The organism is Streptomyces sp. NPDC047841 (assembly GCF_040704085.1).
Classification (GTDB): Bacteria; Actinomycetota; Actinomycetes; order Streptomycetales; family Streptomycetaceae; genus Streptomyces; species Streptomyces argyrophylli.
On record NZ_JBEYRP010000012.1, the window covers coordinates 315,078 to 338,858 of the forward strand.

Sequence of the window (23,781 nt, forward strand, 5' to 3'; positions counted from 1 at the left end):
CGCACGGCCGGGGCCGGATCAGTCCAGCGGGACGGATACGCGGGCGGGGTCCCTCAGGTCCGTCCCGTGTCCGAGCCAGCGCTCCTGGAGGGCCTGGGCGCCGTGCACCCGCTTCCAGGCGGCCTCGTTCGGGGTCATCGGCAGCAGCGGCAGGAACCGCACCGGGTCCATCGGGGCGTCCAGCTCCAGGTCCTGAACCAGCCCGCCGGGCTCGCCCACCAGCACGGAGGTGAAGGGGGCGCCCGGCCACAGCGGCTCGCCCACGTCCAGCGAGGCGCCCGGGGTCACCACCAGCCCCTCCACCTGCGGAGTCGCGGCGAGCACGGCGAGCGGGCGGAGCACCTTGCCGGTGTCGGCGAGGCCCGCGCGGACCGACAGGACCAGTTCGGCGCGGGGGCCCTTGACCGGATCGGCGAGCATCGCCGTGGGGTCCGCCATGGGGTGCCGGGACATGCCGAGGGTGGCGTAACGGACGACGTCCCCCTCCTGGAAGCGGAGCACCTCGATGCGGTCCGCGCCGAGGAAGGTGACCGCGGCGCGGGCGTCCGGCTCGCCCAGCGCGGTGGTCAACCGGGCCTCGACAAGAGGAAGAACATCAGCCATGCGCCGAGCATAGAACTCGTCAGCGGCGGGCAAAGCGGCGCCTTGACAGTACGGGCGGCTGGTACTCTGAGCCGGTGGTTCGGGGCCAGCACGCCGAAGCGTGCCGTCGGGTCCCGACGCCGATGGGACTCCCTTACGAGGGACCGGCCGGAGGAGGTGGGGCTGTCATGGATCGAAGTCGACCGTGCAGTACCACTCGCTCTTCCGGCTGCTGATGTAGTTACCGGCTGGCCGCCGCCTTCCCTTGCGCTCCGTCGTTCGGAAGAGCACTTCGTTTCGCTTTGCCTGATCTGTCTGACCTGAATCAGTTCTGCGTCAGCAGCGAAGTCGCCACCGTGACGGTGCGGTGCTCCCCGCTTTGTGGACGTGCCGAACACACGCACTCAGGACGTCCCCATTCCGGGTAGTTCCACCCGTCGCCGCGTGCCCTCGCTGCCCGCCCGCGAAGGAGCCTGCCCATGTCGATGATCCGCGACCTGCGCGCCGTGGTCCGCCCGTCGTCCCGTGTCTCGCTGCGCAAGGACACGAGCACGTCGTACGACGCCACGCGCGCCCCCGGCTCGCCCTCGGCCGTCGTCGACTGCGCCGTCTACCGCGACGGCGCCCGTGTGCAGAGCCCGGGGCCGCTCAGCCCGCAGGAGGCCATGCGGCTGGTGCGCCGCGACGGCGGCTTCGTCTGGATCGGGCTGCACGAGCCGACCGAGGCCGAGTTCGCCGGTATCGCGAGCGAGTTCGGACTGCACCCGCTGGCCGTCGAGGACGCGGTGCAGGCCCACCAGCGGCCGAAGCTGGAGCGGTACGACGACTCGCTGTTCACCGTCTTCAAGACCATCCACTACGTCGAGCACGACCGGCTCACCGCCAACAGCGAGGTCGTGGAGACCGGCGAGGTGATGTGCTTCACCGGCCGGGACTTCTTCATCACCGTCCGGCACGGCGGCCAGGGCTCGCTGCGGGCCCTGCGGCACCGCCTCCAGGACGACCCCGAGCTGCTCGCCAAGGGTCCCTCGGCCGTGCTGCACGCCATCGCCGACCACGTCGTGGACGGCTACATCGCGGTCGCCGACGCCGTCCAGGACGACATCGACGAGGTGGAGACCGAGGTCTTCTCACCCGGCCGCCGGGGCGGGGTCTCGCGCGGTGTGGACTCCGCGCGGATCTACCAACTCAAGCGCGAGGTACTGGAGTTCAAGCGGGCGGTGGCGCCGCTGCTGCGGCCGATGCAGCTGCTGAGCGAGCGGCCGATGCGGCTGATCGACCCGGACATCCAGAAGTACTTCCGGGACGTCGCCGACCACCTCGCCCGGGTCCAGGAGCAGGTGCTGGGCTTCGACGAACTGCTGAACTCCATCCTCCAGGCCAACCTCGCGCAGGCCTCCGTCGCGCAGAACGAGGACATGCGCAAGATCACCGCGTGGGCGGCCATCATCGCCGTGCCGACGATGGTGTGCGGGGTGTACGGCATGAACTTCCAGTACATGCCCGAGCTGCACTGGAAGTACGGCTACCCGGTGATCATGGGCATCACGGCCGCGCTGTGTGTGGGCATCCACCGCACGCTGAAGCGCAACGGCTGGCTCTGAGCGGGCCGGTACGGCCTGGTTAGGCTGGGGCGCATGACAAGCGAGCTGCTCGACCGGGCCCTCATCGAGGAGGCCGCGAAGAAGTCCGGCCTGATCTGGGTCAGGGGCGCCGGGGCCACGGCCGCGCGTGCGCTGTGGCACGTGTGGCACGAGGGCGCGGTGTGCGTGGTCGGTGACGGGCCCGGTGAGCAGCCGCTGGAGGGGCTGGCCGACGGGGGCTCCGCCGAGGTGAGCGTGCGCAGCAAGGACAAGGGCGGCCGGCTGGTGACGTTCGCGGCGACCGTGTCCGAGCTGGCGTCCGGTTCGCCGGAGTGGGAGGCGGCCGTCGCCGAGCTGAAGGGCAAGCGGCTGAACGCCCCCGACGGCGAGCGGATGCCGGCCCGCTGGGCCCGCGAGTGCCGGGTGCTCCGCCTGGCACCGGCCGGAGAGGTGGCCCCGCTGCCGGACGGGAACCTGGCGCAGCGCCCGGTCACGACTCCGGCGACCACCCGCAGACCGGTGCCGGCGGGCCTGCCGAAACTGTTGCTCAGACGCCGCAAGGGCAAGTGACCGGCCGCCCCCGCGGCAACCGTCCCACGGCCCCGCGGCTCCCCTACGACGCCGGCAGCTGCCTGCCGTAGTCCACCGTCTCCGACTTGGCCGGTTCCTCGACGGTGAAGTTCCTGCCCCAGTCGGAGAAGCGGAGCGTCCCGGCGTCGCCGGCGCGGACCAGGCGCAGGGGGTAGGGCGTGCCCTCGAGGGACACGTCCAGCGTGCCGCCGGCGCCCTTGTCGCCGGTGACGCGGACCGTGCGGGTACCCGTCCCGTCGGTGTGGTGGCCGTCCGTCGCCAACGTGCCGTGCAGCGTGAGGAGACCGTCGAGGAGGACGTCCTTGTCCGTGAAACCGCTGAACTTCTTGTACGAGGGGTCCCCCTGCGGCACCTTCACGTACTTGCCGCCCAGCTTGCCCGCGGCGCCGTCGCTGCCGTCGGCGTGGCTCCAGAAGTCCGCGTCGGCCTTGAGGTACAGCTCCTCGCCGATCCGCAGCAGCTTGAAGGTCGCCCCCTGCGAGGTCACCGACCCGGTCCCGCCGTCGTCCTTGAGCCGCATGTCCAGCCGGTACGTACGGCCACTGGTCACCACGGTCCCGGCCAGCCGCACGGCCGACGCCGCCTCCGCCGCCGCCCGCGTCTTCGCCTCGATCCTGTCGGCGGGCAGCTTGCCCACCCCGTTGGTGCCCGCGTCCGGATCGTCGCCGCCGCACCCCGACAGCACCATCGCTCCCGTCACCGCCAGGGCGCAGGTCGCGGTCAGCAGCGCGGTCCGGCGGGCACGGCCCCGGGGCATCGCAGTCACGGGTGGGATCGCCTTTCTGACGGTTCCTGAGCGGCGTACCGCAGCGTACCGGTGCCCCGCCCGCCCGGCGGAGCCAGTCCGTCCGGACCCCCCACCAGGGCGTATCCGAGCGGTACGGGCTAGCCTGAAGCGCACCCCCGCGGGCAAATCCGAGCAAATTCCACCCACAGCAGTCCTCAGCGACTCCCAGGCAGATTCCCAGCGACTCCCAGGCAAAGGAAGCACAGCCATGGCAGCCGGCGCCCCCCGGATCTTCGTCTCGCACCTCGCCGGGGTCCCCGTCTTCGATCCGACCGGCGACCAGGTGGGTCGCGTCCGCGATCTGGTCGTCATGCTGCGCGTCGGGCGACGGCCCCCGCGCATCCTCGGGCTGGTCGTCGAGCTGTCCACCCGGCGCCGCATCTTCCTGCCCATGACCCGGGTCACCGGCATCGAGTCCGGCCAGGTCATCACCACCGGCGTGGTCAACGTCCGCCGCTTCGAGCAGCGGCCCACCGAGCGGCTGGTCTTCGGCGAACTGCTGGACCGGCGCGTGACGCTGGTGGAGACCGGCGAGGAGGTCACCGTCCTCGACGTGTCCGTGCAGCAGCTGCCCGCCCGCCGGGACTGGGAGGTCGACCGCGTCTTCCTGCGCAAGGGCAGGAAGGGCGGCGCCTTCCGCCGGGCGAAGGGGGAGACGCTGACCGCCGAGTGGTCGGCCGTCACCGGGTTCTCGCTGGAGGAGCACGGACAGGGCGCCGAGAGCCTGCTCGCCACCTTCGAGCAGCTGCGCCCCGCCGACCTCGCCAACGTCCTGCACCACCTCTCCGCGAAACGGCGGGCCGAGGTCGCCGCCGCCCTGGACGACGACCGGCTCGCCGACGTGCTGGAGGAGCTGCCGGAGGACGACCAGATCGAGATCCTCGGCAAGCTGAAGGAGGAGCGCGCGGCGGACGTGCTGGAGGCGATGGACCCGGACGACGCGGCCGACCTGCTCGCTGAGCTGCCCGAGGCGGACAAGGAGCGGCTGCTGAGCCTGATGCAGCCCTCCGACGCGGCCGACATGCGCCGCCTGATGTCGTACGAGGAGCACACGGCCGGCGGTCTGATGACGACGGAGCCGATCGTGCTGCGGCCCGACGCGACGGTCGCCGACGCGCTCGCCCGGGTCCGCAACCCGGACCTGTCCCCCGCCCTCGCCGCCCAGGTCTACGTCTGCCGCCCGCCCGACGAGACCCCGACCGGCAAGTACCTGGGCACCGTCCACTTCCAGCGGCTGCTGCGCGACCCGCCGTACACCCTGGTCAGCTCGCTCGTGGACGACGATCTCCAGACGCTGTCCCCGGACGCGGCCCTGCCGGTCATCGCCGGGTTCTTCGCCACGTACGACATGGTGGCGGCGCCCGTGGTGGACGAGTCCGGATCGCTGCTCGGCGCGGTGACCGTGGACGACGTACTGGACCACATGCTGCCCGACGACTGGCGCGAGACCGAGTTCCACCTCGATCAGGGAGAGGAGGCGCCCACGCATGGCTCCTGAGCGCGAGACCGCGACCCGCGAGCGTCATCCGGCGGGCGCCACGGCCGCCGGGCGGCCCCGGACCACCCGGCTGGACCAGCCGCGCGCGCCGCGCCGCCGGATCCTGCCCGAGTGGGACCCGGAGGCCTTCGGACGGCTGTCGGAGAAGATCGCCCGCTTCCTGGGCACCGGGCGCTTCATCGTCTGGATGACGGTCGTCATCATCGTGTGGGTGGTGTGGAACGTCGCCGCGCCCCGCCACCTGCGCTTCGACGAGTACCCGTTCATCTTCCTGACCCTGATGCTGTCCCTCCAGGCGTCCTACGCGGCCCCGCTGATCCTGCTCGCGCAGAACAGGCAGGACGACCGGGACCGGGTCAACCTGGAGCAGGACCGCAAGCAGAACGAGCGGTCCATCGCCGACACCGAGTACCTGACCCGGGAGGTCGCCGCCCTGCGCACGGGCCTGGGCGAGGTGGCCACCCGCGACTGGATCCGCTCGGAGCTCCAGGACCTGGTCAAGGAGCTGGAGGAGCGCCGCCGCCACGACGGGCACCCGGGTCACGTCGTATTCCCGGCGGAACGGGCGGAACGGCCGCCGGGACGTGACACAGACGACCGCTGAGGGGCATCCCGGACGCCCCCCGGCGCGCCGTACCATCGTCCTTATGGCTACGGAAGACGCGGTGCGCGAGGCACTGGCGACGGTGAACGACCCCGAGATCAACCGCCCGATCACCGAACTCGGGATGGTCAAATCGGTGGAGATCGGCGCGGACGGAGCGGTCGCGGTCACCGTGTACCTGACGGTGTCCGGCTGCCCGATGCGCGACACCATCACGCAGCGCGTCACCGAGGCGGTCTCCCGGGTCGAGGGCGTCACCCGCGTCGACGTCACCCTGGACGTGATGAGCGACGAGCAGCGCAGGGAGCTGGCGACGGCCCTGCGCGGCGGCCAGGCAGAGCGCGAGGTCCCCTTCGCCAAGCCGGGCAGCCTCACCCGGGTCTACGCGGTCGCGTCCGGCAAGGGCGGCGTCGGCAAGTCCTCGGTGACGGTGAACCTGGCCGCGTCGATGGCGGCCGACGGCCTGAAGGTCGGCGTCGTGGACGCGGACATCTACGGCCACAGCGTGCCGCGCATGCTGGGCGCCGACGGCCGTCCCACCCAGGTCGAGAACATGATCATGCCGCCGTCCGCGAACGGCGTGAAGGTCATCTCGATCGGCATGTTCACCCCGGGCAACGCGCCGGTCGTCTGGCGCGGCCCGATGCTGCACCGCGCGCTCCAGCAGTTCCTGGCGGACGTCTACTGGGGCGACCTGGACGTCCTGCTGCTGGACCTGCCGCCCGGCACCGGTGACATCGCGATCTCCGTCGCGCAGCTCGTCCCGAACGCCGAGATCCTGGTCGTGACGACCCCGCAGCAGGCGGCGGCCGAGGTGGCCGAGCGGGCCGGCTCCATCGCCGTACAGACCCACCAGAAGATCGTCGGCGTGGTCGAGAACATGTCCGGCCTGCCCTGCCCGCACTGCGGCGAGATGGTCGACGTCTTCGGCACGGGCGGCGGCCAGCTGGTCGCCGACGGTCTCACCCGCACCACGGGCGCGTCCGTTCCCGTCCTGGGCAGCATCCCGATCGACGTCCGCCTCCGCGAGGGCGGCGACGAGGGCAAGCCGGTCGTCCTGACCGACCCGGACTCCCCGGCGGGCTCCGCGCTGCGCGCGATCGCCGGCAAGCTGGGCGGGCGGCAGCGGGGGCTGGCGGGGCTGTCGCTGGGGATCACGCCGAGGAACAAGTTCTAGGTCCGCCACCACGTTCCGGGTCCGCCACGCCGAAGGGGCGCCGTCTTCACGGACGGCGCCCCTTCGCCGTACCCGGCGCGCTCACCTCGCCGTACCCGGCGCGCTCAACGGCTCTCGTGGCCGTCACGGCTCTCGTGGCCGTCCGCGCGCCCGGGGCAGAGGTCGAGCGTGGTGCACAGCATGATCTCCTGCACGGAGCCGCCCGCGGTCCCCGCGTCGTCCGGCTCCTGGCCGGCGTGCGGCACGAACCGCCACTGCGACGCTTTGGCGTGCCGCGTCCCGTCCGCCTTCTCGACGTGGGCGTGCAGTGTGCGGGCCACGGGGTCGTTCGTCTCCACCAGCACTTCACCGGCGCGCAGCGGGAAGTGGTCGTGCAGCAGGCAGAGTCCGAACCGGTCCAGATTCCCGTGCCTGGCCAGCACCGCCACCAGATCCTCGACGAACTCCGCGTCCTGGGGCCCCAGTCCTTCGGCCTCCTCGAACCGGGGAAGCGGAGTGCGCGGGACGCCCGTTTCGGTGTCGGTCATGGGTCCTCCGTCAATCGGCTGACGGTCACCGGGCTTCCATTGTCGGACGCCCGGCCAGCCCCCGCAAATGCCGCCGGCACGCCCAAGCAGGTGGGTGAGGGCGGTCCGCCGTGTGTCCGCGCATGACATGTACAACGCTTTGTCTACATTCGCCGGGACAGGGAGAGGTGGCGGCCCCATGGCGATGACTCGGTGGTGGCGGCTGCTGCTGCCGCTCCTGGTGCTGGCGGCATGGGCCGGGGGGTGCGGTCCGGCCCAGGCACGGCAGCGCGATGCCGGTACCGGCTGCATGGCGGACGGCCTCAGGGGAAGCACCGTCAGCGCCACCCTGCGGCTGGAGCAGCACAAGCGCTCGACTCCCCTGCTCACGTCCGACATGACGGTACGGGTGCCCCGACAGTGGCCGCACGCCAGGCATCTGACGTTCGGTGAGGAGTCCCCGCAGTACCGCCAGGCGATGCGGTGCCTGCTGCTCGGGGACGAGGCCCCCGGGGGCCGGAGCGAATGGCGCCCCCACGACCCGGTGGTGACCGCCACCGACGCCGCGGTCACGGTGCACTACGTCGCCTACAACTGGATCACGTCGGCAAACCCCGTCCTCGTGGGCCCCTGGCAGGTCATCCCCACGGGACGGACGTGGATGATCTACCTGTGGCCGCCGACGCTCCACACCGCCCGGTGGGAGCGGATCGAGGTCGATCTGGGCGGCCTCAGTTTCAACGACCTCGTGGAACACGCGTCGTTCTCCACCGGGACCCACCTGGTGTGGGAGGACAAGCTGCCCGAAGAGGTGCAGGTGGAGGTCGATCCACCCTGGCAGCGCCTGCTGCCGATGGAGCTCGGTCAGTCGCTCTGGGCCACCGCGGGCATCGCCTCGTGGTGGGTGTGCGCCTCGATCCTGATCGCCGTGGCCGCACTGCGTGCCGAGCCCGCCGAGCAAGCCACCGGGCGCGGCGCGGCACGGCGGCCGGCACCGGAGGAGGAGGCCCGGCCGTCCACGGCGGACGCCCCGGACACCGGCTCCGGACAGGACGTCAGCTTCACGCGCACGCTGCTGGAGTGGGCCGGTCTGAGCGCGGGGGTCGCTCTGGCACTGCTCCTGTTCGTCCCGCAGGGCCGGTTCTCCCCCCGGTCGCACGCCCTTCTGTGCATCCCCGCGGGCGTGGCCCTCGTCTTCGCCGCCCGCCCGTGGAGCCCGGCCGCGTCACGGACCCCGGCGGGCGCCGGCCCGGACGCGCCGGCCCGGCCGGCGGACAGCCGGCGTCGTCAGGCACTGGCCGTCATGGCGACCACGTGTGCGGTGGCGGGCACCGGCCTGCTGGTGATCCTGGCCCACGATGTCTTCGGGCTTCCCGGGAGCCTGGGGGCGAGGACGACGACCGCCTTCGGCCGCTTCGGGCTCGCCCTGCTGGGACTGGTGACCGTGTGGTTGTGGCTGGCCGCGATGGCCGCCTGGGCCTGGCGCTTCGTGCGCGAAGGAGGACTGCTGCGCGGGCGGCGCTGGACCAGGTGCTGGGACGACGACCCGGTCCGGTGCGTGGCCGTGGCCGGAAGCGTGCTGGCCGGCGTCGCCGTGGTGCTCCTCGCGTGCGCCTGGTGGGTGAACGAACGGCGCTGGGAACGCGTCAACTGGCTCGTCGAGCAGCCCGACCCCGCTGCTCACAACGCGGCCCTGAGCCAGATGTTCGCCAACTTCTTCTACACGGACCTGAGATGGCTCTACGCCTACAGCTGGGTGCTGACGGGGATCGCCCTGCTGGCTCTGCTGCGCTTCCGCAGCAGACCGCCCGGGACACCCGGCCGCCAGGGACACGAGCGGTTCCCGCTGGGGCCGAGCAGGCCGGATCTCCTGCTGACCGTCTCGCTGTTCGCCTTCTTCGTCGGCGTCCGGGCCGCGAGGTTCGCGGGCGCCGGCGCGCTGTACGGCGTCTGGCTGGGCCTGAACATCCTCGCCCTGTACGCCCTTCTCGCCCTGGGGCGGCGGTGGTCCGTGCTGAGCCGGATGGGGGAGCACTGGCGCGGGGAGCGGCTGCGCGGCGAGCAGGACAGGAACGAACTGCTGGAGAAGGCCCGCCAGTACCGCACCGCGAACCACCAGATGCACCTGCTGGACCAGGGTCACGCCGGCCAGGTGACCTGCGAGCAGTTGGAGGAGAAACTGAACGAGCTGCACCAGTGGGTGGTCACCGCGTACGAGGGGGACGACCCACCGGAGCAGATCTCGGTGCTGGACCTCGCGCTGGCCTGGGGACCTGAAGGGCACTGGTGGTCCAACGCGGTCCGCGCGGCCCGTCTGGCGTTCTGGTTCGGGACGCCGGCCACCGCGCTGCTCGTCTACTACCAGGCGCAGGACGCCTACGCCCGGCAGCAGGCCCTGTACTCCCCCATCGGCCTCCCGGAGTTCATCGCGGACCTGGTCCTCTACCAGCTGGGGTGGGCGGTCGCCGGCTTCACGCTGGGGGCGCTGTGGCGCCTGCTGCCCGGGCACCGCAGCCAGGGGCGGGCCTGGCTCCTCACGGCCGCCTACGGCTTCCCGGCGGTGCTGGCCGCCGCGCTCATCCACCTCATGGACACCGACCCCCGCCAGCTCCTCCTGTACGCCGCGCTGCTCCTCGCCATCCTGACGCTCACCAGCGTCTGGATGGACCTGGCGACGTTCCGGAGGGAGCGGAAGTACTGGCCCAGCGGTTTCGCCCTGCTGGTCTCCATCCACCAGCTACGCGGCTTGTCCGTGGGGGTCACCTGGATCCTGGCCCAGTTCGTGGCCATCGTGACGATCTTCAAGAGCCTGACCCGCTGAACGCACGGGCCGGCCCGGGCGGCGGCACACCCGGGCCCGGCCCGTCAGGCGTAGGCCGCGATGTCCTTGATGACCGAGAAGCCGAGGCCGTACGCGCTCATTCCCCGGCCGTACGCGCCCAGGTGGACCCCCGACTCCGTGGTGCCGGCCAGGACCCAGCCGTACTCGGACTCCCGGTAGTGGAACGAGGCGGACACGCCGTCCACGGGCAGGGAGAGCCGGGACCACTCCGGGCCCTCCAAGTCGTCGGCCAGGGCCCACGCCGTCTCCGTCTGCTGGTCCAGCCAGTCGTCCCGCAGACTGTGGTCCATCTGCCCGGGCCAGGTGAACGACAGCAGCCCCACCCCGGCCAGCCATGCCGCCGAGGACACCGAGGTGGCCTCCAGCAGTCCCGTGCCGTCGGCGCTCCGCCGGGACGGCTGTGCGGCGACGGTGACCACGACCGCGAACTTCTCCCGGGGCTCGCCGGCGGAACCGGTCTCGCCCCGCACCGAGGGCTCGTCGCCGTGCCCGATCGAGCCGTGCTCGACGGCGCCGTCGGCGGCCGTACCGACCTGCATCAGCCAGCGCGGCCCCGTGAACGCCTCGTCGAGCCCGTACCACGGGAAGGGCGCCCGCAGGTAACCGTCGACCGTACGCCCACCGGAGGGGAGTTGCTGTCCGCCCTCCCCGGCCGGCACCTGCGCGCCCACCCGACTAGTCGTCTCCATCTGCCCGGACGCCTCCTCGCTCTCGTCGGACCGGGGTGGCCCGCCCCCCATTCGGGCGTACGCGTCCGGTCCGCACAACAACTCGGCAGCATATCCACACCGCCGAAGGCAGCAGGGCAGGCGCTGGCGCGTGGGTCGCGCGTACGGCCTGTTCAGGTCGTGTGCGACGGGCGTGCGCTATGAAACGCGTCACGTGCGCGGCGTACGGACGCGCGCGTGTCGGCGGGCGGGAGCGCCGGCGGACGCAGCTACGTGGCGTCCGCGTCGAAGGGCGGGCGCTCGTCGTCCCCGGGGGTCTCGGGCTTCTTGGTCATGTCCACGCGCCCGCCGGAGGACGGCGAGGGCGAGGAGGACGACGTGGAGGACGAACCGTCGCGGCCGTGGACCGCGTCCGTGACCTCCGCCATCTCCTTCTTCAGGTCGAAGCCGTTGCGGATCTCCTTGAGCCCCAGCTCGTCGTTGTCCAGCTGCTTGCGGAGGAACGTCTTGGGGTTCAGATCCTCGAACTCGAAGTCCTTGAACTCGGGACCCAGTTCGGAACGGATGTCCTGCTTGGCGCTCTCCGAGAACTCGCGGATCTTCCGGATCGTGCGCATCACGTCCTGGATGACCTTCGGGAGCTTGTCCGGACCGAAGACGAGCACGGCGAGCACGATGATCGTCACCAGCTCCAGTGGTCCTATGTCATTGAACACCTGACGCTCCTTGCGATGTCCTCGGTCGCTCAACGGTACCCGGCGTTCCTGTCCGACCGGTACCGTCCCAAGGTGAGACTTCTGTCAGTTCTGCTCCGACACGCCCAGCACGAGTGACACCTCCCGCTCGCCGCCGTCCCGCTCGACCGTCAGCCGCAGCCGGTCCCCCGGCCGGTGGGCGCGGATCTTGACGATCAGTTCCTCACCGGTGTGGACGCGCTCACCGCCGACCGCGGTGATGACGTCGCCCGCCTTGAGCCCGGCCCGCTCGCCGGGTCCGCCCCGGGTGACGGCGGGACCGCCGTTCGCGCTCTTGCTGTCGACACGGGCGCCGTCGCCGGTGTAGCCCATGTCGAGGGTGACGCCGATGACGGGGTGCGTGGCGCGGCCGTCGTCGATCAGTTCCTCGGCGACGCGTTTGGCCTGGTTGACGGGTATGGCGAAGCCGAGCCCGATGGACCCGGCCTGGCCGCCCTCGGCCTCGGAACCGCCGCCGGCGGAGCGGATGGCGGAGTTGATGCCGATGACCTGGGCCCGGGAGTCGAGCAGCGGACCGCCGGAGTTGCCCGGGTTGATGGGGGCGTCGGTCTGCAGCGCGTCGACGTACGACACATCGCTGCCGTCGCTCTTCTCCCCGCCGGCGGTGATCGGCCGCTCCTTGGCGCTGATGATCCCGGAGGTGACCGTGTTGGCGAGGTCGAAGGGGGCGCCGATGGCGACGACCGGGTCGCCGACCTGGACGTCGTCGGAGTTGCCGAGGGGCAGCGGGGTGAGCCCGTGGACGCCGCGCACCTGGACCACGGCGAGGTCGTAGCCGCTGTCCCGGCCGACGACCCTAGCCTTGACGGTGTCACCGCTGCTGAACGTCACGGATATCTCGCCGCCCGTCCCGGCGGGCTCGACCACGTGGTTGTTGGTGAGGATGTGCCCCTGGGCGTCGAGGACGAAGCCCGTGCCGGTGCCCGCCTCGTCGGCCCCCCGGACGTGCAGCGTGACCACGCTGGGCAGGGCGCGGGCCGCGATGCCGGCCACGCTGTCCGGCGCCCGGCCGGCCGGCACGCTCCCGGCCTGCGGCAGCCGTACGCCGTCGCCGAGGCCCTCGCGCTGGACATAGGCGCCGGCGACTCCGCCGACGCCCGCGGAGATCAGGGCGACGACCAGGGTCCACGCGAACAGCAGGCGCCGCGCGCTCCTCTTGCGCTGCTGCTCCGTCGGCACGGGCTCACCGGTCTGCTGGAGCGGCCCCCGGGCCGGCGCCTGCTCGGTGGCGGAACCGGCGGCCCAGGGGTCGTACCGGCCCCAGGGGTCGGCCCCCTGCGCGGCGGTGCCGGGAGGGACGGGGGCGGTAGGGGCCGGTGCGGGGGCGGCCAGGTGCGGCGTAGGCGCTACGGGCGTGGGCGCGGCCGTGGGCGCGGACACGGCCGTTCCGTGCGCCGGGGTCGCCGCCGGATGCTGCACCGGCGGTGCGGGCGCCCAGGGGCCGGGCCGGCCGTACGGCGGGGTGCCGTACGGGTCGGGGTCGTGCAGCGGCCTGGGCCGCTCGGAGGGGGCCGCCCAGGAGGTCTCCCCGGCCGCTACGGCGTCGCCACCGACGCCTCCTCGCTCTCCACGGGTGTCTCCGCCGGCGCCTTCCCGGGATTCGCCACCGGCATCACTCCGGCCGTCGCCACCGGCATCTCCCCGGCCGTCTCCTTCGGCGTCTCCCCGGATGGCCGGCCCTGTTCCTCCCCCGGTCTCGCCCCGGACGGCTCCCTCGGTGCCGGTGCCGTGGGTTCCCTCTCCGTCCGCGGCCGCCGGTGGCCGCGTCGGCCTGGCCAGTTCGAAGTCGCCGTCGGACCCGGTGGCTTCCGGTACGGCGCCCCCGGGCGCCCCGGTCCGGCCGGCCGGTGCCGGCCCCGCCGCTCCCTCCGGTCCGTTCACCGGCGGGACACGGTTCCCCTCGTTCATGCTCTCCCCACGGCTGGGCCGCGACCGCGCGCTGCCGCGGCCTCGGAACGTCGTCCACCGCCCCCGGGTCATCGCCGCGGGAGCGGTCTCACAGGATTCAACCAGGTTCGCGGGCCCGGGCGCAGTGGCCCGTCAGGGGGACTGGTGGGGCACGGCGGGAGCGGGGGCGGTGGGAGCGGGGGTGGTGTCGGGGACGGGGGCGGACAGCAGGCCGGAGCCGGTGACCGCGGGGGCGGTGGGCCAGTCGGCGAGCGGCAGGGGCACGGTCTCGTCGAGCTTGCGTATCAGCGGGGAGACGGCGGCCACACCGGCCAGCATCGGCGCGGTGACGGGGCGCACCGGCTCGGTTCGGTCCTGCCCGGCGGCCGGGGCCGGGCCTCCGGGGAGCAGCGGCGCGGACAGGGTGGTCGGCGCCGGGGCCGGCGCGAGCAGCGCGCCGGCCTGGCCGAGCAGCGGCCCCACCTGGCGCCGGCGCTGGGTGTCCGGGGTGGCCGCGCCTCCGCCCGCGCCGGTGCCGGCCGGGCGGGCCGGGGTCACGTTGCTGCCGGCGCCGGTGCCGCCGCGGGCGTCCGTGGTCAGGTCGCCGGGGAGGGAGCTGGTCACGCCGCCGAGGGCGACCGCGGCCAGCGACACCGCACCGGCGGCGGCGAACGCGAACCGCAGTCCGCGCGAGGCGGAGCGGCCGTCGTCGGTGCGGCCGACGGGGTGGATGCGGAAGCCCCGGTCCTCGGGCGCGGCGACGCGGTCCGTGCGGGCCGGGAGGAAGCCGGGGGCACGGGCGGGGACGTAGCCGAACGGGAGACGCTCGCCGCGGCTCACGCCGAACGGCCCGGGGTCGTCGGACGGTGCGGCGGGGGTGCCGCCGCCGAGGAGTCCGCCCCCGGGTGACGGCGTGCCGCCGCCGTCCGGGTCACCTCCCCCGGGAAGGCCCTGGAGGCGGGCCAGGAAGCTCGCCGAGGGCGGGGGCGGGGCCGCCTCCGCGAACACGTTCTTCAGCGCGCGCTGGGCGTCCGCCTCCGCCTTGCACCGGGCGCAGGTCGCCAGGTGCGCGAGGACGCGCTCACGCGTCTCATGACCGAGCTCTCCGTCCACGAGGGCGGAGAGCCGGTCTCCCAGGTGCTGCTCTGCGAGGCGCGCCTCCTCGACAGGTTTCGGCCGAGATCCACTCACGCGGTCGCGCCCCCTCCCCCCAGAGCGGGGACACGGGGAGTCAGGAAGGAGCGCCGCTCGGCCGCGCGGGCCTCCGGCGAGCGGTGCGCGAGGGCCTTGCGGAGCTGGGAGCGGCCGCGGTGGATGCGGGAGCGGACCGTGCCGAGCTTCACGCCGAGGGTCGCGGCGATCTCCTCGTACGACAGGCCCTCGATGTCGCACAGGACGACGGCGGCGCGGAACTCGGGCGCGAGGGTGTCGAGGGCCTGCTGGACGTCGGCGTCGAAGTGGGCGTCGTTGAAGAGCTGCTGCGGGGTGGGCTCCCGGCTGGCCAGGCGGTCGGCGGCGTCCTCGCCGAGGGCGTCGAAGCGGATGCGCTGCTTGCGCCGGACCATGTCCAGGAAGAGGTTCGTGGTGATGCGGTGCAGCCAGCCCTCGAAGGTGCCCGGCGAGTACGTCGACAGGGAGCGGAAGACCCGGACGAAGACCTCCTGGGTGAGGTCCTCGGCGTCGTGCTGGTTGCCCGTCAGGCGGTAGGCGAGCCGGTAGACCCGGCCGCTGTGTGTGCTGACGATCTCCTCCCACGCGGGCGGAGTCCACGCCTGCGCGTCCGCGTCGGTGGCGAAGGTCGCGGTCTGGGTCTCGCCCGTGGCGAGGCCGGCGGCGTGGCTGTCGGCAGCGGTGTCGGTCACGGATTTCGGCCTGCCCGCCGACCCGAGGAAGCGCCGCAGCACTCCACCCCGGTCCCCGGGCGCAGCCGCACCTCCCCTGTCGGCTCTGGTGGTGTCCAGTGGAGCCCCTACCATAGCCACCTCGCCCGTTAGCTCCGGATAAGCGGTTTTACGAGAATTTGATACACGCTGATACGGCTCATGCGGCTGCGTCAGCAGTTGCTCGGCGTCCTGTCCCACCTCTCGCCCCCCGTCGCGTCCCCGGTCACCGGCTCATCCTTCTAAACGCCCGGTCCCATCTGCGGGTTCCCGACGCCAACGGATACAGTCACGCCCAGGCAACCACGGGGACAGGAGAGGGTCATTACCGGCAACCGGCAGACGAGCTGGGCGTTCGCCGACGCCTTTGTCGCCGAGGACGAAGCGCTGCGCTGGGCCCGCGACCGGGCCCGCGAGGCAGGGCTGCGCTCGGTGTCGCCCAGCACGGGCGCCGCGCTGCGACTGCTCGCCGCCTCCGTGGACGCGAAGGCGGTCGCGGAGATCGGCACGGGCTGCGGGGTCTCCGGCATCCATCTGCTGCACGGGATGCGGCCGGACGGGGTGCTCACCACGGTGGACCCGGAGCCGGAGCACCAGCAGTTCGCCCGGCAGGCCTTCCGCGTCTGCGGCTTCGCCAGCAACCGGGCCCGGTTCATCCCCGGCCGCGCGCTGGACGTGCTCCCGCGCCTCGCGGACGCCGGCTACGACCTCGTCTTCTGCGACGGGGACCGCCTGGAGTACCCGGACTACCTCGCTGAATCGTTGCGTCTGCTGCGGCCGGGCGGCCTGGTGGTGTTCGAGGGCGTGTTCGCCAACGGCCGTACGGTCGACTCCGGGCCGCAGCCCACCGAGGTGCTGCGGCTGCGCGAGCTGCTGCGCACCGTGCGGGAGAGCCAGGAACTGGTCCCCTCGCTGCTGCCGGTGGGCGACGGCCTGCTGTGCGCCGTCAAGCGCTGAGGCCCCGGCGGGGTGCGGGAACGCGGCTGCCCCGGCACCGCGTACGATGCCGGGGCAGCCGGAAGGACTGATCGCTGGGGCGTCAGACGACGACCTTCTTCAGGGCGTCGCCGAGCGCCTCGGCCTCGTCAGGGGTCAGCTCGACGACGAGTCGACCGCCGCCTTCGAGCGGAACGCGCATGACGATGCCCCGCCCCTCCTTGGTCACCTCGAGCGGGCCATCACCCGTCCGCGGCTTCATGGCCGCCATGCTCGTTCCCCTTCCTGAAACCAGCTCATCGTCTGCCGACGGCCCCACGGGGCACCCGCCATCCGGAACGGACACGCGACACCGGCATCGAACACATTGCTTCCAGGCCATTATCCCGCATCGCAGGACCCGATGACCAACATCGGTCGGCATCGCTTGGGCAACGCGCGCGAGCAAAACCACCCAATTCGGCGATGTGGCTGCGATACTGCGCCCCCGCACGAAGATCCGCCGACGGCTTCCGCTCCGGTTTTCTTTGACGCAGGTCACACGACCGGTCCGGCCCTCGGACGGCGATCTCCGCCATGCTGTCCTCAGACATGGACGTACTGAGCGGTACGTCACCAGCCGCGAAGCAGAGGGGATGCGCCATGGCCGACACCGTGCTCTACGAGGTCAGCGACGGACTCGCGACGATCACGCTGAACCGCCCGGAGGCGATGAACGCGCTGAACATCGCGACCAAGGCCGCCCTCCGGGAGGCGGCGGAAACGGCGGCCGGGGACACGGCCGTGCGGGCGATCCTGCTGACCGCCGCCGGGGACCGGGCGTTCTGCGTGGGCCAGGACCTCAAGGAGCACATCGGGCTGCTGGCCAGTGACCGGGAGACCGGGTCCGGGCAGACGATGACCACGGTCAGAGAGCACTACAACCCGATCGTGCGGGCGCTCGCCGGAGCGCCGAAGCCGGTGGTCGCGGCGGTGAACGGCGTGGCGGCGGGCGCCGGGTTCGGCTTCGCGCTCGCCGCGGACTACCGGCTGGTGGCGGACAGCGCCTCCTTCAACACGTCGTTCGCCGGTGTGGCCCTCACCGCCGACTCCGGGATCTCCTGGACGCTGCCCCGGGTGATCGGCCCGAGCCGCGCCGCCGACCTGCTGCTCTTCCCGCGCAGCATCAGCGCGCAGGACGCGCTGGAGCTGGGGATCGCCAACCGGGTCGTCCCCTCCGCCGAGCTGCGCGCGGAGGCCGGGAAGGTGGCGCGGGCGCTGGCCTCGGGGCCGACGGTGGCGTACGCGGCGATCAAGGAGGCGGTGGCCTTCGGGCTGACCCACTCCCTCGCCGAGACGCTGGAGAAGGAGGACGAGCTCCAGACCCGGGCGGGCCGGTCCGAGGATCACGCCATCGCCGTCCAGGCGTTCGTGAACAAGGAGAAGCCGAAGTACCTGGGCCGGTGACTCAGCGGGCGCTCCTGGCCACGCACGTCTCCAGGTGGTCGTCGACCAGGCCGCACGCCTGCATCAGCGCGTACGCCGTCGTCGGGCCCACGAATCTGAGCCCCCGCTTCTTCAGGGCCTTGGAGAGCGCCGTCGACTCCGGGGTCACCGCCGGGACGTCCGCGAGGGTCTTCGGGGCCGGGCGGGTGGCCGGGTCGGGGGCGTGGGACCAGATCAGCTCGTCCAGCTCGCCCGTCGGCCAGTCGGCGAGGACGCGGGCGTTGGCGAGGGTGGCGTCGATCTTGGCCCGGTTGCGGATGATGCCGGGGTCGGTGAGCAGGCGGTCGCGGTCGGTCTCGGTGAAGGCGGCGACCTTCTCGATGCGGAAGCCGGCGAAGGCCGCGCGGAAGCCCGGGCGGCGGCGCAGGATCGTGATCCAGGACAGGCCCGACTGGAAGGCCTCCAGGCTGAGCCGCTCGAACAGGGCGTCGTCGCCGTGGACCGGGCGGCCCCACTCCTCGTCGTGGTACGCCACGTAGTCGACGGTGGACAGGGCCCAGGGACAGCGCAGGGCGCCGTCCGGCCCGGGAACGGCCGCTTGGGTGGTCATCGCTGCTCCTCCGGGCCCTCGCTCCGGTCCGGCTGTGCGGGGTGCGCGTGCGCCGCTGCGGCTCTCGCGCCGGCCAGTGCGGACTCCAGGTCGGCGATGCGGGCGTCCCGCTCCGCCAGTTCCGCGGCGAGCCGGCCGAGCGCGTCGTCGACGTCGGCCATGCGGTAGCCGCGCGGGGCGAGGGGGAAGCGCAGGCCCTCCACGTCCGCGCGGCCCACCGGGCGGTCCGCGGGGAGGGGGTCCTGGAGCCGCTCGGGCGCCGCCTCGGGCAGCGGGGCGCTCTCCCCGCCGCCCACCACGGCCAGGGTCACCGCGGCGACCACGACGGCCAGCGCGACGACCAGGAACAAGAACATCACCATCGCCGTAGGGTCCCCACGCTCGTTCACCGGACGCTGTGCCGGAAGCCGAAACTGTCAGGGTCCGATCGTGCCATGCGAGTCTGACAGTTAGGGTCGCAGGCGGCCGTACTGCGGAACGTACTAGGAGAGGTCACAGCGGATGCTCAGGCTGGGCAGGCGGGAATTCGGGCCGCACGAGCCGGTGATCATGGCGATCGTGAACCGGACGCCGGACTCCTTCTACGACCGGGGAGCCACCTTCCGCGACGAGCCGGCCCTCGCACGTGTGGAGCAGGCGGTGGCCGAGGGCGCCGCGATCATCGACATCGGCGGGGTCAAGGCCGGGCCCGGCGAAGAGGTCACGGCGCAGGAGGAGGCGCGCCGGACGGTCGGTTTCGTCGCGGAGGTGCGGCGGCGCTTCCCCGACGTGGTCATCAGCGTGGACACCTGGCGGGCCGAGGTCGGCGAGGCCGTGTGCGAGGCCGGCGCGGACCTGCTGAACGACGCGTGGGGCGGGGTCGACCCGGGCCTCGCGGAGGTCGCGGCCCGCTACGGGGTGGGGCTGGTGTGCACGCACGCCGGGGGCGCGCAGCCGCGTACGCGTCCGCACCGGGTGACGTACGACGACGTCGTGGCCGACATCCTGGACGTGACCGTGGGGCTGGCGGAGCGGGCGGTCGCGCTCGGGGTGCCGCGCGAGTCGGTGCTGATCGATCCCGGGCACGACTTCGGGAAGAACACCCGGCACAGCCTGGAGGCGACGCGGCGGCTGGACGAGATGGTGGCCACGGGGTGGCCGGTGCTGGTGTCGCTGTCCAACAAGGACTTCGTCGGGGAGACGCTGGACCGGCCGGTGAAGGAACGGCTGATCGGCACGCTGGCGACGACCGCCGTCTCCGCGTGGCTGGGGGCGCAGGTGTACCGGGTGCACGAGGTGGCCGAGACCCGTCAGGTGCTGGAGATGGTGGCGTCCATCGCCGGCCACCGGGTCCCCGCCGTGGCGCGCCGGGGCCTGGCCTGACCGGCGGGAGGCCGGCCTGACCGGCCGGGGGGCCGAGGCGGGCGGACGCTCCCCTCGGCCCTCCGGTGCCGGCGCTTAGCGGGCCGCCTCCTTGGAGACCAGGGACACCGCCTCGTCCACCTCGTCCGTCACGTGGAACAGCAGGAGGTCCTGCTGCGACGCCTTGCCCTGGGCCACCAGCGTGTTCTTCAGCCAGTCCACCAGGCCGCCCCAGTACGCGCTGCCGAACAGGACGATCGGGAACCGGGTGACCTTCTGGGTCTGGACCAGCGTCAGCGCCTCGAAGAGCTCGTCGAGGGTGCCGAGGCCGCCGGGGAGGACCACGAAGCCCTGCGCGTACTTCACGAACATCATCTTGCGGACGAAGAAGTAGCGGAAGTTCAGGCCGATGTCGACATAGGGGTTGAGCCCCTGCTCGAAGGGAAGCTCGATGCCGAGGCCGACCGAGACGCCGCCCGCCTCGCAGGCGCCCTTGTTGGCCGCCTCCATCGCTCCCGGGCCACCGCCCGTGATGACCGCCCAGCCGGCCTGCACCAGCCCCCGCCCGAGCCGCACGCCCGCGTCGTACTCCGCCGAGTCCACCGGGGTCCGCGCCGAGCCGAACACGCTGATGGCGGGCGGGAGTTCGGCGAGCGTGCCGAAGCCCTCGATGAACTCCGACTGGATCCGCAGCACCCGCCAGGGGTCGGTGTGGACCCAGTCCGTGGGGGCGCGCTCGTCCAGCAGCCGCTGGTCGGTGGTGCTGGCCGTCACCTGGCCCCGCCGTCGGAGGACCGGTCCCAGCCGCTGCTCGTCCGGCGGCTGCTTCTTCCCCTCGGGATTGCCGGTAGGCATGTGCGCTCCCTCCGCTTGCCGGTAGTTCGACCTCAGACTAGATCTACGCGGGTTACGGCGGGGGGACCCGGGCGTGTCCGGCGTGCGGTGGCGCGTCCCGGGCGGGCTACGCGGTGAGCCAGTTCCGCAGCCGTTCCTCGCCCGCGAGGATCTTCGCGGTCTCCACGCGCTCGTCCCGCTTGTGCGCCAGGTGCGGGTTGCCGGGGCCGTAGTTGACCGCGGGGATGCCGAGCGCGGAGAAGCGGGACACGTCGGTCCAGCCGTACTTGGGCCGCGGGGTGCCGCCCACCGCCTCGATGAAGGCGGCGGCGGCCGGCTGGGAGAGGCCGGGCAGCGCGCCGGGGCTGTGGTCGTCCACCACGAACTCCTCCACCCCGCAGTCCGCGAACACCTCGTGGACGTGCGCGACGGCCTCCTCCTCGGTGCGGTCGGGGGCGTACCGGAAGTTGACCGTGACCACGCACTCGTCCGGGATGACGTTCCCGGCCACTCCCCCGCTGATGCCCACCGCGTTCAGGCCCTCGCGGTACTCCAGCCCGTCGATGACCGGCCGGCGCGGCTCGTAGGAGGCCAGCCGGGCCAGGACGGGGGCCGCCGCGTGGATGGCGTTGGAGCCCATCCAGCCGCGCGCCGAGTGGGCCCGCTCGCCCTTTGTCCTCAGCAGCATCCGCAGCGTGCCCTGGCAGCCGCCCTCCACCTCGCCGTCGGAGGGCTCCAGCAGGACCGCGAAGTCGCCCGCCAGCCACTCCGGGTGGGCCTCGGCGACGTGCTTCAGACCGTTGAGGTCGGCGGCGACCTCCTCGTTGTCGTAGAAGACGAAGGTCAGGTCGCGGTTGGGGGCGGGGACGGTGGCCGCGATGCGCAGCTGCACCGCCACGCCCGACTTCATGTCGCAGGTGCCGCAGCCCCACAGCACCCCGTCCGCGTCGAGCCGCGAGGGCACGTTGTCCGCGATCGGCACGGTGTCGATGTGCCCGGCGAGGATGACGCGCTCGGCGCGGCCCAGGTCCGTCCGGGCGATCACGTTGTTGCCGTAGCGGTCCACCGTCAGGTGCGGCAGGTCGCGCAGCGCGGCCTCGACGGCGTCCGCGAGCGGCTTCTCGGTGCCGCTCTCGGAGGGGAAGTCCACGAGCCGCGCGGTGAGCGCGGCGGCGTCCAGCGTGAGGTCAAGCGAGGTGTCGGCCATGGTCACGACCCTAGCGCGCCGCCCGCCGGGGCCCGGGGCGCGCGGGACGGCACGGTCGTGCGGACCCCGCGTGAGGGGCCCGGGGGGCTCCAGTACCTTGTACGCGTGTCAGAGCCGTCCCCCACCCGTCCCAAGCGCCGCGGGCGCCTCTTCCGTTACGCCGCAGCCCTGTTGGTCCTGTGCGGTGTCGCCGCGTACCTCGTGGTGCAGTACGTCACCGGAGGCGGCGGTGCGCGCGGCTGCACGGTGGTCTCGGCCTCGGACGACGGTGAGTCGTACGAGTTCACGCCCGAGCAGGCGGCGAACGCGGCGACGATCGCCGCCGTCGGCACCGGGCGCGGGATGCCCGAGCGGGCCGTGACGATCGCGCTGGCGACCGCCATCCAGGAGTCGGGGCTGCGCAACATCGAGCACGGCGACCGGGACTCGCTGGGCCTGTTCCAGCAGCGGCCCTCGCAGGGCTGGGGCACCGAGCGGCAGATCATGGACCCGGCCTACGCGGCGGGCATCTTCTACGCGCACCTGGCCAGGGTGCCGGACTACACCGGCCTGCCGCTGACGGTGGCCGCGCAGCGGGTGCAGCGCAGCGGCTACCCGGAGGCGTACGCCAAGCACGAGCAGGACGCCACGCTGCTGGCGGCGGCCCTGACCGGGCGGGCGGCGGCCACGCTGACCTGCGACGGACGCCCGCGGCGCACGGCCTCGGCGACCGGTCCGGACGCGGTGCGGGCCGCGCTGGTACGGGACTTCGGGCGGGACGCGCTCCAGGAGACCGGCGCGGTGGTGGGCGGGACGCCCGTGCCGTCGCCGTCCCCGTCGCCGAGCGTGACCGCGTCCGCGCGCGGGCGGACGGTGACGGTTCCGGTGCCGGAGGGGGCGAGGACGGACGCCACCGGGCGCGGCGAGCGGGAGCGGGGCTGGCAGCTGGCGCAGTGGGCGGTCGCCAACTCCTCGGCGCTGCACATCGAGCGGGTGGCGTACGCGGGCCGGGTGTGGACCGCGGGGAGCGACAGCGACGAGTGGCGGACGGCCGCGCCGGACGGGGCCGGGGGCGCGGAGGGCTCCGCGGGGACGTCCGGGGAGACGTCCGTGGGCGCGGTGCGGATCGTGGCCGGACAGTAGTACGGGCGATCACTCCGGCGGGTTGTGCGGCGCCGGGGCGCACGACGGTGCGGGCGGGCGGCGCACCCGTCTCGGAAACCCCTGGGAATCAAGGGCGGGAAGGATTCTGCACGATCTCCGGCGGAAGCCGTTTGCCCGTTTTTATCCACACCTGATAATGCGACGCGTTATCCATTCTTTACCGGGGGCGTCCGCAACCTTCGCGGGCTTCGAGCGGTAGTCACGGCGTCCGAGCCGCAGACGGGCTCGGACACCGACACCGTTCTCTCCCGTCGAATGGAGCATCATGTCCCTCCCCCTGACCCGCCGGATCGCCCGTGCCGCGCTGCTTGTCGCAGCGGGAGCGGCCGCCGGGGTCGGTGCGGCCGGCTCCGCCGGAGCGGCCACGAATCTGCCGGCGGCCACCCCGAACCTGGGCGGTCTGACCGCCCTGGACGGCGCGCACGTCGGCAACACCGTCGACGGTGCCGCGCAGAGCGTCACCTCGGTCGCGGGCCGCACGGGCGGCAAGGCGGTCGAGCAGGCGGTGCCGGCCGCGGGCAAGACCGGCGGCGGTGCCGTGAAGAAGGCGGCTCCGGCGGCGCAGAGGGCCGCGGGCGACGCGGCCGGGACGGCGGGCGGTGTCCTGGGCGACGCGGCCTCCGGTGCGACGAAGGGCGGGCTGCCGACGGACTCCCTCACCAAGGGCGGGCTGCCGACGTCGTCCCTGCCGACGTCCTCCCTGCCGACCAAGGGTCTGCCGCTGGGCGGCTGAGCGCCGGGCTGTGCACGCCGACGGGGTCCGGGTCTCCCCTCCCGGGCCCCGTCTGCGTTGCGCACCGGCACGACGCCGGGACGGAGCACCGGCGGGCTAGGGCCTGTCTGACAATTCGCGTCTGCCGCGCGACGCCATGCACGCTCCCCCACTGCCTCAACGGCGTGGGAGGTGCCCCCACTCGCCGCACCG

Annotated in this window: 24 protein-coding genes; 11 read left to right on the forward strand and 13 right to left on the reverse strand. The window is 73.0% G+C overall.

The window, feature by feature from the left end; all coding sequences use genetic code 11:
* Positions 1-18 precede the first annotated feature (18 nt).
* A complete protein-coding gene (locus AB0947_RS22185; RefSeq protein ID WP_366752052.1) occupies positions 19-603 on the reverse strand; it encodes a suppressor of fused domain protein in 585 nt (194 codons plus the stop codon).
* 458 nt (positions 604-1,061) lie between these two features.
* Between AB0947_RS22185 and AB0947_RS22190 the strand changes: the two genes are divergently transcribed.
* Complete coding sequence (locus AB0947_RS22190) at positions 1,062-2,186, forward strand: magnesium and cobalt transport protein CorA (protein WP_366752053.1); 1,125 nt, start codon at positions 1,062-1,064, stop codon at positions 2,184-2,186.
* 33 nt (positions 2,187-2,219) lie between these two features.
* Complete coding sequence (locus tag AB0947_RS22195; RefSeq protein WP_366752054.1) at positions 2,220-2,735, forward strand: hypothetical protein; 516 nt, start codon at positions 2,220-2,222, stop codon at positions 2,733-2,735.
* 43 nt (positions 2,736-2,778) lie between these two features.
* Here AB0947_RS22195 and AB0947_RS22200 read toward each other — a convergent pair whose 3' ends face one another.
* On the reverse strand, positions 2,779-3,522 hold the full coding sequence (locus tag AB0947_RS22200) for a hypothetical protein (RefSeq protein WP_366752055.1): 744 nt from the start codon (positions 3,520-3,522) through the stop codon (positions 2,779-2,781).
* Positions 3,523-3,751: 229 nt separating this feature from the next.
* On the opposite strand from AB0947_RS22200, the gene AB0947_RS22205 reads away from it, so the two are divergent.
* Genes AB0947_RS22205 through AB0947_RS22215 form a run of 3 tightly spaced genes read left to right on the forward strand, consistent with a single transcriptional unit; the run spans position 3,752 to position 6,822 of the window.
* Positions 3,752-5,041 (forward strand): CBS domain-containing protein, encoded by a 1,290-nt coding sequence (locus tag AB0947_RS22205; RefSeq protein WP_366752056.1) that lies wholly within the window; start codon positions 3,752-3,754, stop codon positions 5,039-5,041.
* Positions 5,031-5,645: a DUF1003 domain-containing protein gene (locus AB0947_RS22210; RefSeq protein WP_366752057.1), complete on the forward strand. Its 615-nt coding sequence runs from the start codon at positions 5,031-5,033 to the stop codon at positions 5,643-5,645. Before AB0947_RS22205 ends, AB0947_RS22210 begins: the two co-directional genes overlap by 11 nt.
* Positions 5,646-5,688: 43 nt before the next feature.
* Positions 5,689-6,822 (forward strand): Mrp/NBP35 family ATP-binding protein, encoded by a 1,134-nt coding sequence (locus AB0947_RS22215; RefSeq protein ID WP_366752058.1) that lies wholly within the window; start codon positions 5,689-5,691, stop codon positions 6,820-6,822.
* A 104-nt stretch (positions 6,823-6,926) separates the two neighbouring features.
* Here the strand turns inward: AB0947_RS22215 and AB0947_RS22220 are convergent, their stop codons facing one another.
* On the reverse strand, positions 6,927-7,349 hold the full coding sequence (locus AB0947_RS22220) for a hypothetical protein (RefSeq protein WP_366752059.1): 423 nt from the start codon (positions 7,347-7,349) through the stop codon (positions 6,927-6,929).
* A 178-nt stretch (positions 7,350-7,527) separates the two neighbouring features.
* Between AB0947_RS22220 and AB0947_RS22225 the strand changes: the two genes are divergently transcribed.
* Positions 7,528-10,149, forward strand: a complete 2,622-nt coding sequence (locus AB0947_RS22225) for a DUF6185 family protein (RefSeq protein WP_366752060.1) — start codon at positions 7,528-7,530, stop codon at positions 10,147-10,149.
* A 44-nt stretch (positions 10,150-10,193) separates the two neighbouring features.
* Here AB0947_RS22225 and AB0947_RS22230 read toward each other — a convergent pair whose 3' ends face one another.
* From AB0947_RS22230 to sigE, 5 genes are all read right to left on the reverse strand, one after another.
* Positions 10,194-10,859 carry a hypothetical protein gene (locus AB0947_RS22230; protein ID WP_366752061.1) on the reverse strand — a complete coding sequence of 222 codons (666 nt, stop codon included), beginning with the start codon at positions 10,857-10,859 and terminating at the stop codon, positions 10,194-10,196.
* A 248-nt stretch (positions 10,860-11,107) separates the two neighbouring features.
* On the reverse strand, positions 11,108-11,554 hold the full coding sequence (locus AB0947_RS22235; protein ID WP_366752062.1) for a sec-independent translocase: 447 nt from the start codon (positions 11,552-11,554) through the stop codon (positions 11,108-11,110).
* An 84-nt stretch (positions 11,555-11,638) separates the two neighbouring features.
* Positions 11,639-13,573 carry a trypsin-like peptidase domain-containing protein gene (locus AB0947_RS22240; RefSeq protein WP_366752063.1) on the reverse strand — a complete coding sequence of 645 codons (1,935 nt, stop codon included), beginning with the start codon at positions 13,571-13,573 and terminating at the stop codon, positions 11,639-11,641.
* A gap of 60 nt (positions 13,574-13,633) precedes the next feature.
* On the reverse strand, positions 13,634-14,671 hold the full coding sequence (locus AB0947_RS22245) for a zf-HC2 domain-containing protein (protein ID WP_366752064.1): 1,038 nt from the start codon (positions 14,669-14,671) through the stop codon (positions 13,634-13,636).
* Positions 14,668-15,384 (reverse strand): RNA polymerase sigma factor SigE, encoded by a 717-nt coding sequence (gene sigE, locus AB0947_RS22250; protein ID WP_366752065.1) that lies wholly within the window; start codon positions 15,382-15,384, stop codon positions 14,668-14,670. The genes AB0947_RS22245 and sigE overlap by 4 nt, the downstream gene beginning before the upstream one ends.
* A gap of 234 nt (positions 15,385-15,618) precedes the next feature.
* Between sigE and AB0947_RS22255 the strand changes: the two genes are divergently transcribed.
* Complete coding sequence (locus AB0947_RS22255; protein ID WP_078611812.1) at positions 15,619-16,317, forward strand: O-methyltransferase; 699 nt, start codon at positions 15,619-15,621, stop codon at positions 16,315-16,317.
* An 82-nt stretch (positions 16,318-16,399) separates the two neighbouring features.
* On the opposite strand, the gene AB0947_RS22260 is transcribed toward AB0947_RS22255, so the two are convergent.
* Positions 16,400-16,567, reverse strand: coding sequence for a DUF3117 domain-containing protein (locus AB0947_RS22260; protein ID WP_018544333.1), 168 nt, complete (start codon positions 16,565-16,567; stop codon positions 16,400-16,402).
* Positions 16,568-16,938: 371 nt separating this feature from the next.
* On the opposite strand from AB0947_RS22260, the gene AB0947_RS22265 reads away from it, so the two are divergent.
* Positions 16,939-17,742: an enoyl-CoA hydratase-related protein gene (locus tag AB0947_RS22265; protein ID WP_366752066.1), complete on the forward strand. Its 804-nt coding sequence runs from the start codon at positions 16,939-16,941 to the stop codon at positions 17,740-17,742.
* Position 17,743: 1 nt separating this feature from the next.
* On the opposite strand, the gene AB0947_RS22270 is transcribed toward AB0947_RS22265, so the two are convergent.
* Positions 17,744-18,331, reverse strand: coding sequence for a DNA-3-methyladenine glycosylase I (locus AB0947_RS22270; protein WP_366752067.1), 588 nt, complete (start codon positions 18,329-18,331; stop codon positions 17,744-17,746).
* The gene (locus AB0947_RS22275) at positions 18,328-18,693 is read right to left on the reverse strand and encodes a DivIVA domain-containing protein (RefSeq protein WP_366752068.1); all 366 of its coding nucleotides are present in this window, start codon (positions 18,691-18,693) and stop codon (positions 18,328-18,330) included. The genes AB0947_RS22270 and AB0947_RS22275 overlap by 4 nt, the downstream gene beginning before the upstream one ends.
* A gap of 139 nt (positions 18,694-18,832) precedes the next feature.
* On the opposite strand from AB0947_RS22275, the gene folP reads away from it, so the two are divergent.
* Positions 18,833-19,693 (forward strand): dihydropteroate synthase, encoded by an 861-nt coding sequence (folP, locus tag AB0947_RS22280; RefSeq protein ID WP_366752069.1) that lies wholly within the window; start codon positions 18,833-18,835, stop codon positions 19,691-19,693.
* A 75-nt stretch (positions 19,694-19,768) separates the two neighbouring features.
* On the opposite strand, the gene AB0947_RS22285 is transcribed toward folP, so the two are convergent.
* Positions 19,769-20,527 carry a TIGR00730 family Rossman fold protein gene (locus AB0947_RS22285; protein WP_366752070.1) on the reverse strand — a complete coding sequence of 253 codons (759 nt, stop codon included), beginning with the start codon at positions 20,525-20,527 and terminating at the stop codon, positions 19,769-19,771.
* 106 nt (positions 20,528-20,633) lie between these two features.
* Positions 20,634-21,713, reverse strand: coding sequence for a succinyl-diaminopimelate desuccinylase (gene dapE / locus AB0947_RS22290; protein WP_366752071.1), 1,080 nt, complete (start codon positions 21,711-21,713; stop codon positions 20,634-20,636).
* Between the two features lie 105 nt (positions 21,714-21,818).
* Here dapE and AB0947_RS22295 point away from each other — a divergent pair, with 105 nt between their 5' ends.
* On the forward strand, positions 21,819-22,835 hold the full coding sequence (locus AB0947_RS22295; RefSeq protein WP_366752072.1) for a heavy metal transporter: 1,017 nt from the start codon (positions 21,819-21,821) through the stop codon (positions 22,833-22,835).
* Between the two features lie 286 nt (positions 22,836-23,121).
* Complete coding sequence (locus tag AB0947_RS22300; protein WP_366752073.1) at positions 23,122-23,589, forward strand: ATP-binding protein; 468 nt, start codon at positions 23,122-23,124, stop codon at positions 23,587-23,589.
* Positions 23,590-23,781 lie beyond the last annotated feature (192 nt).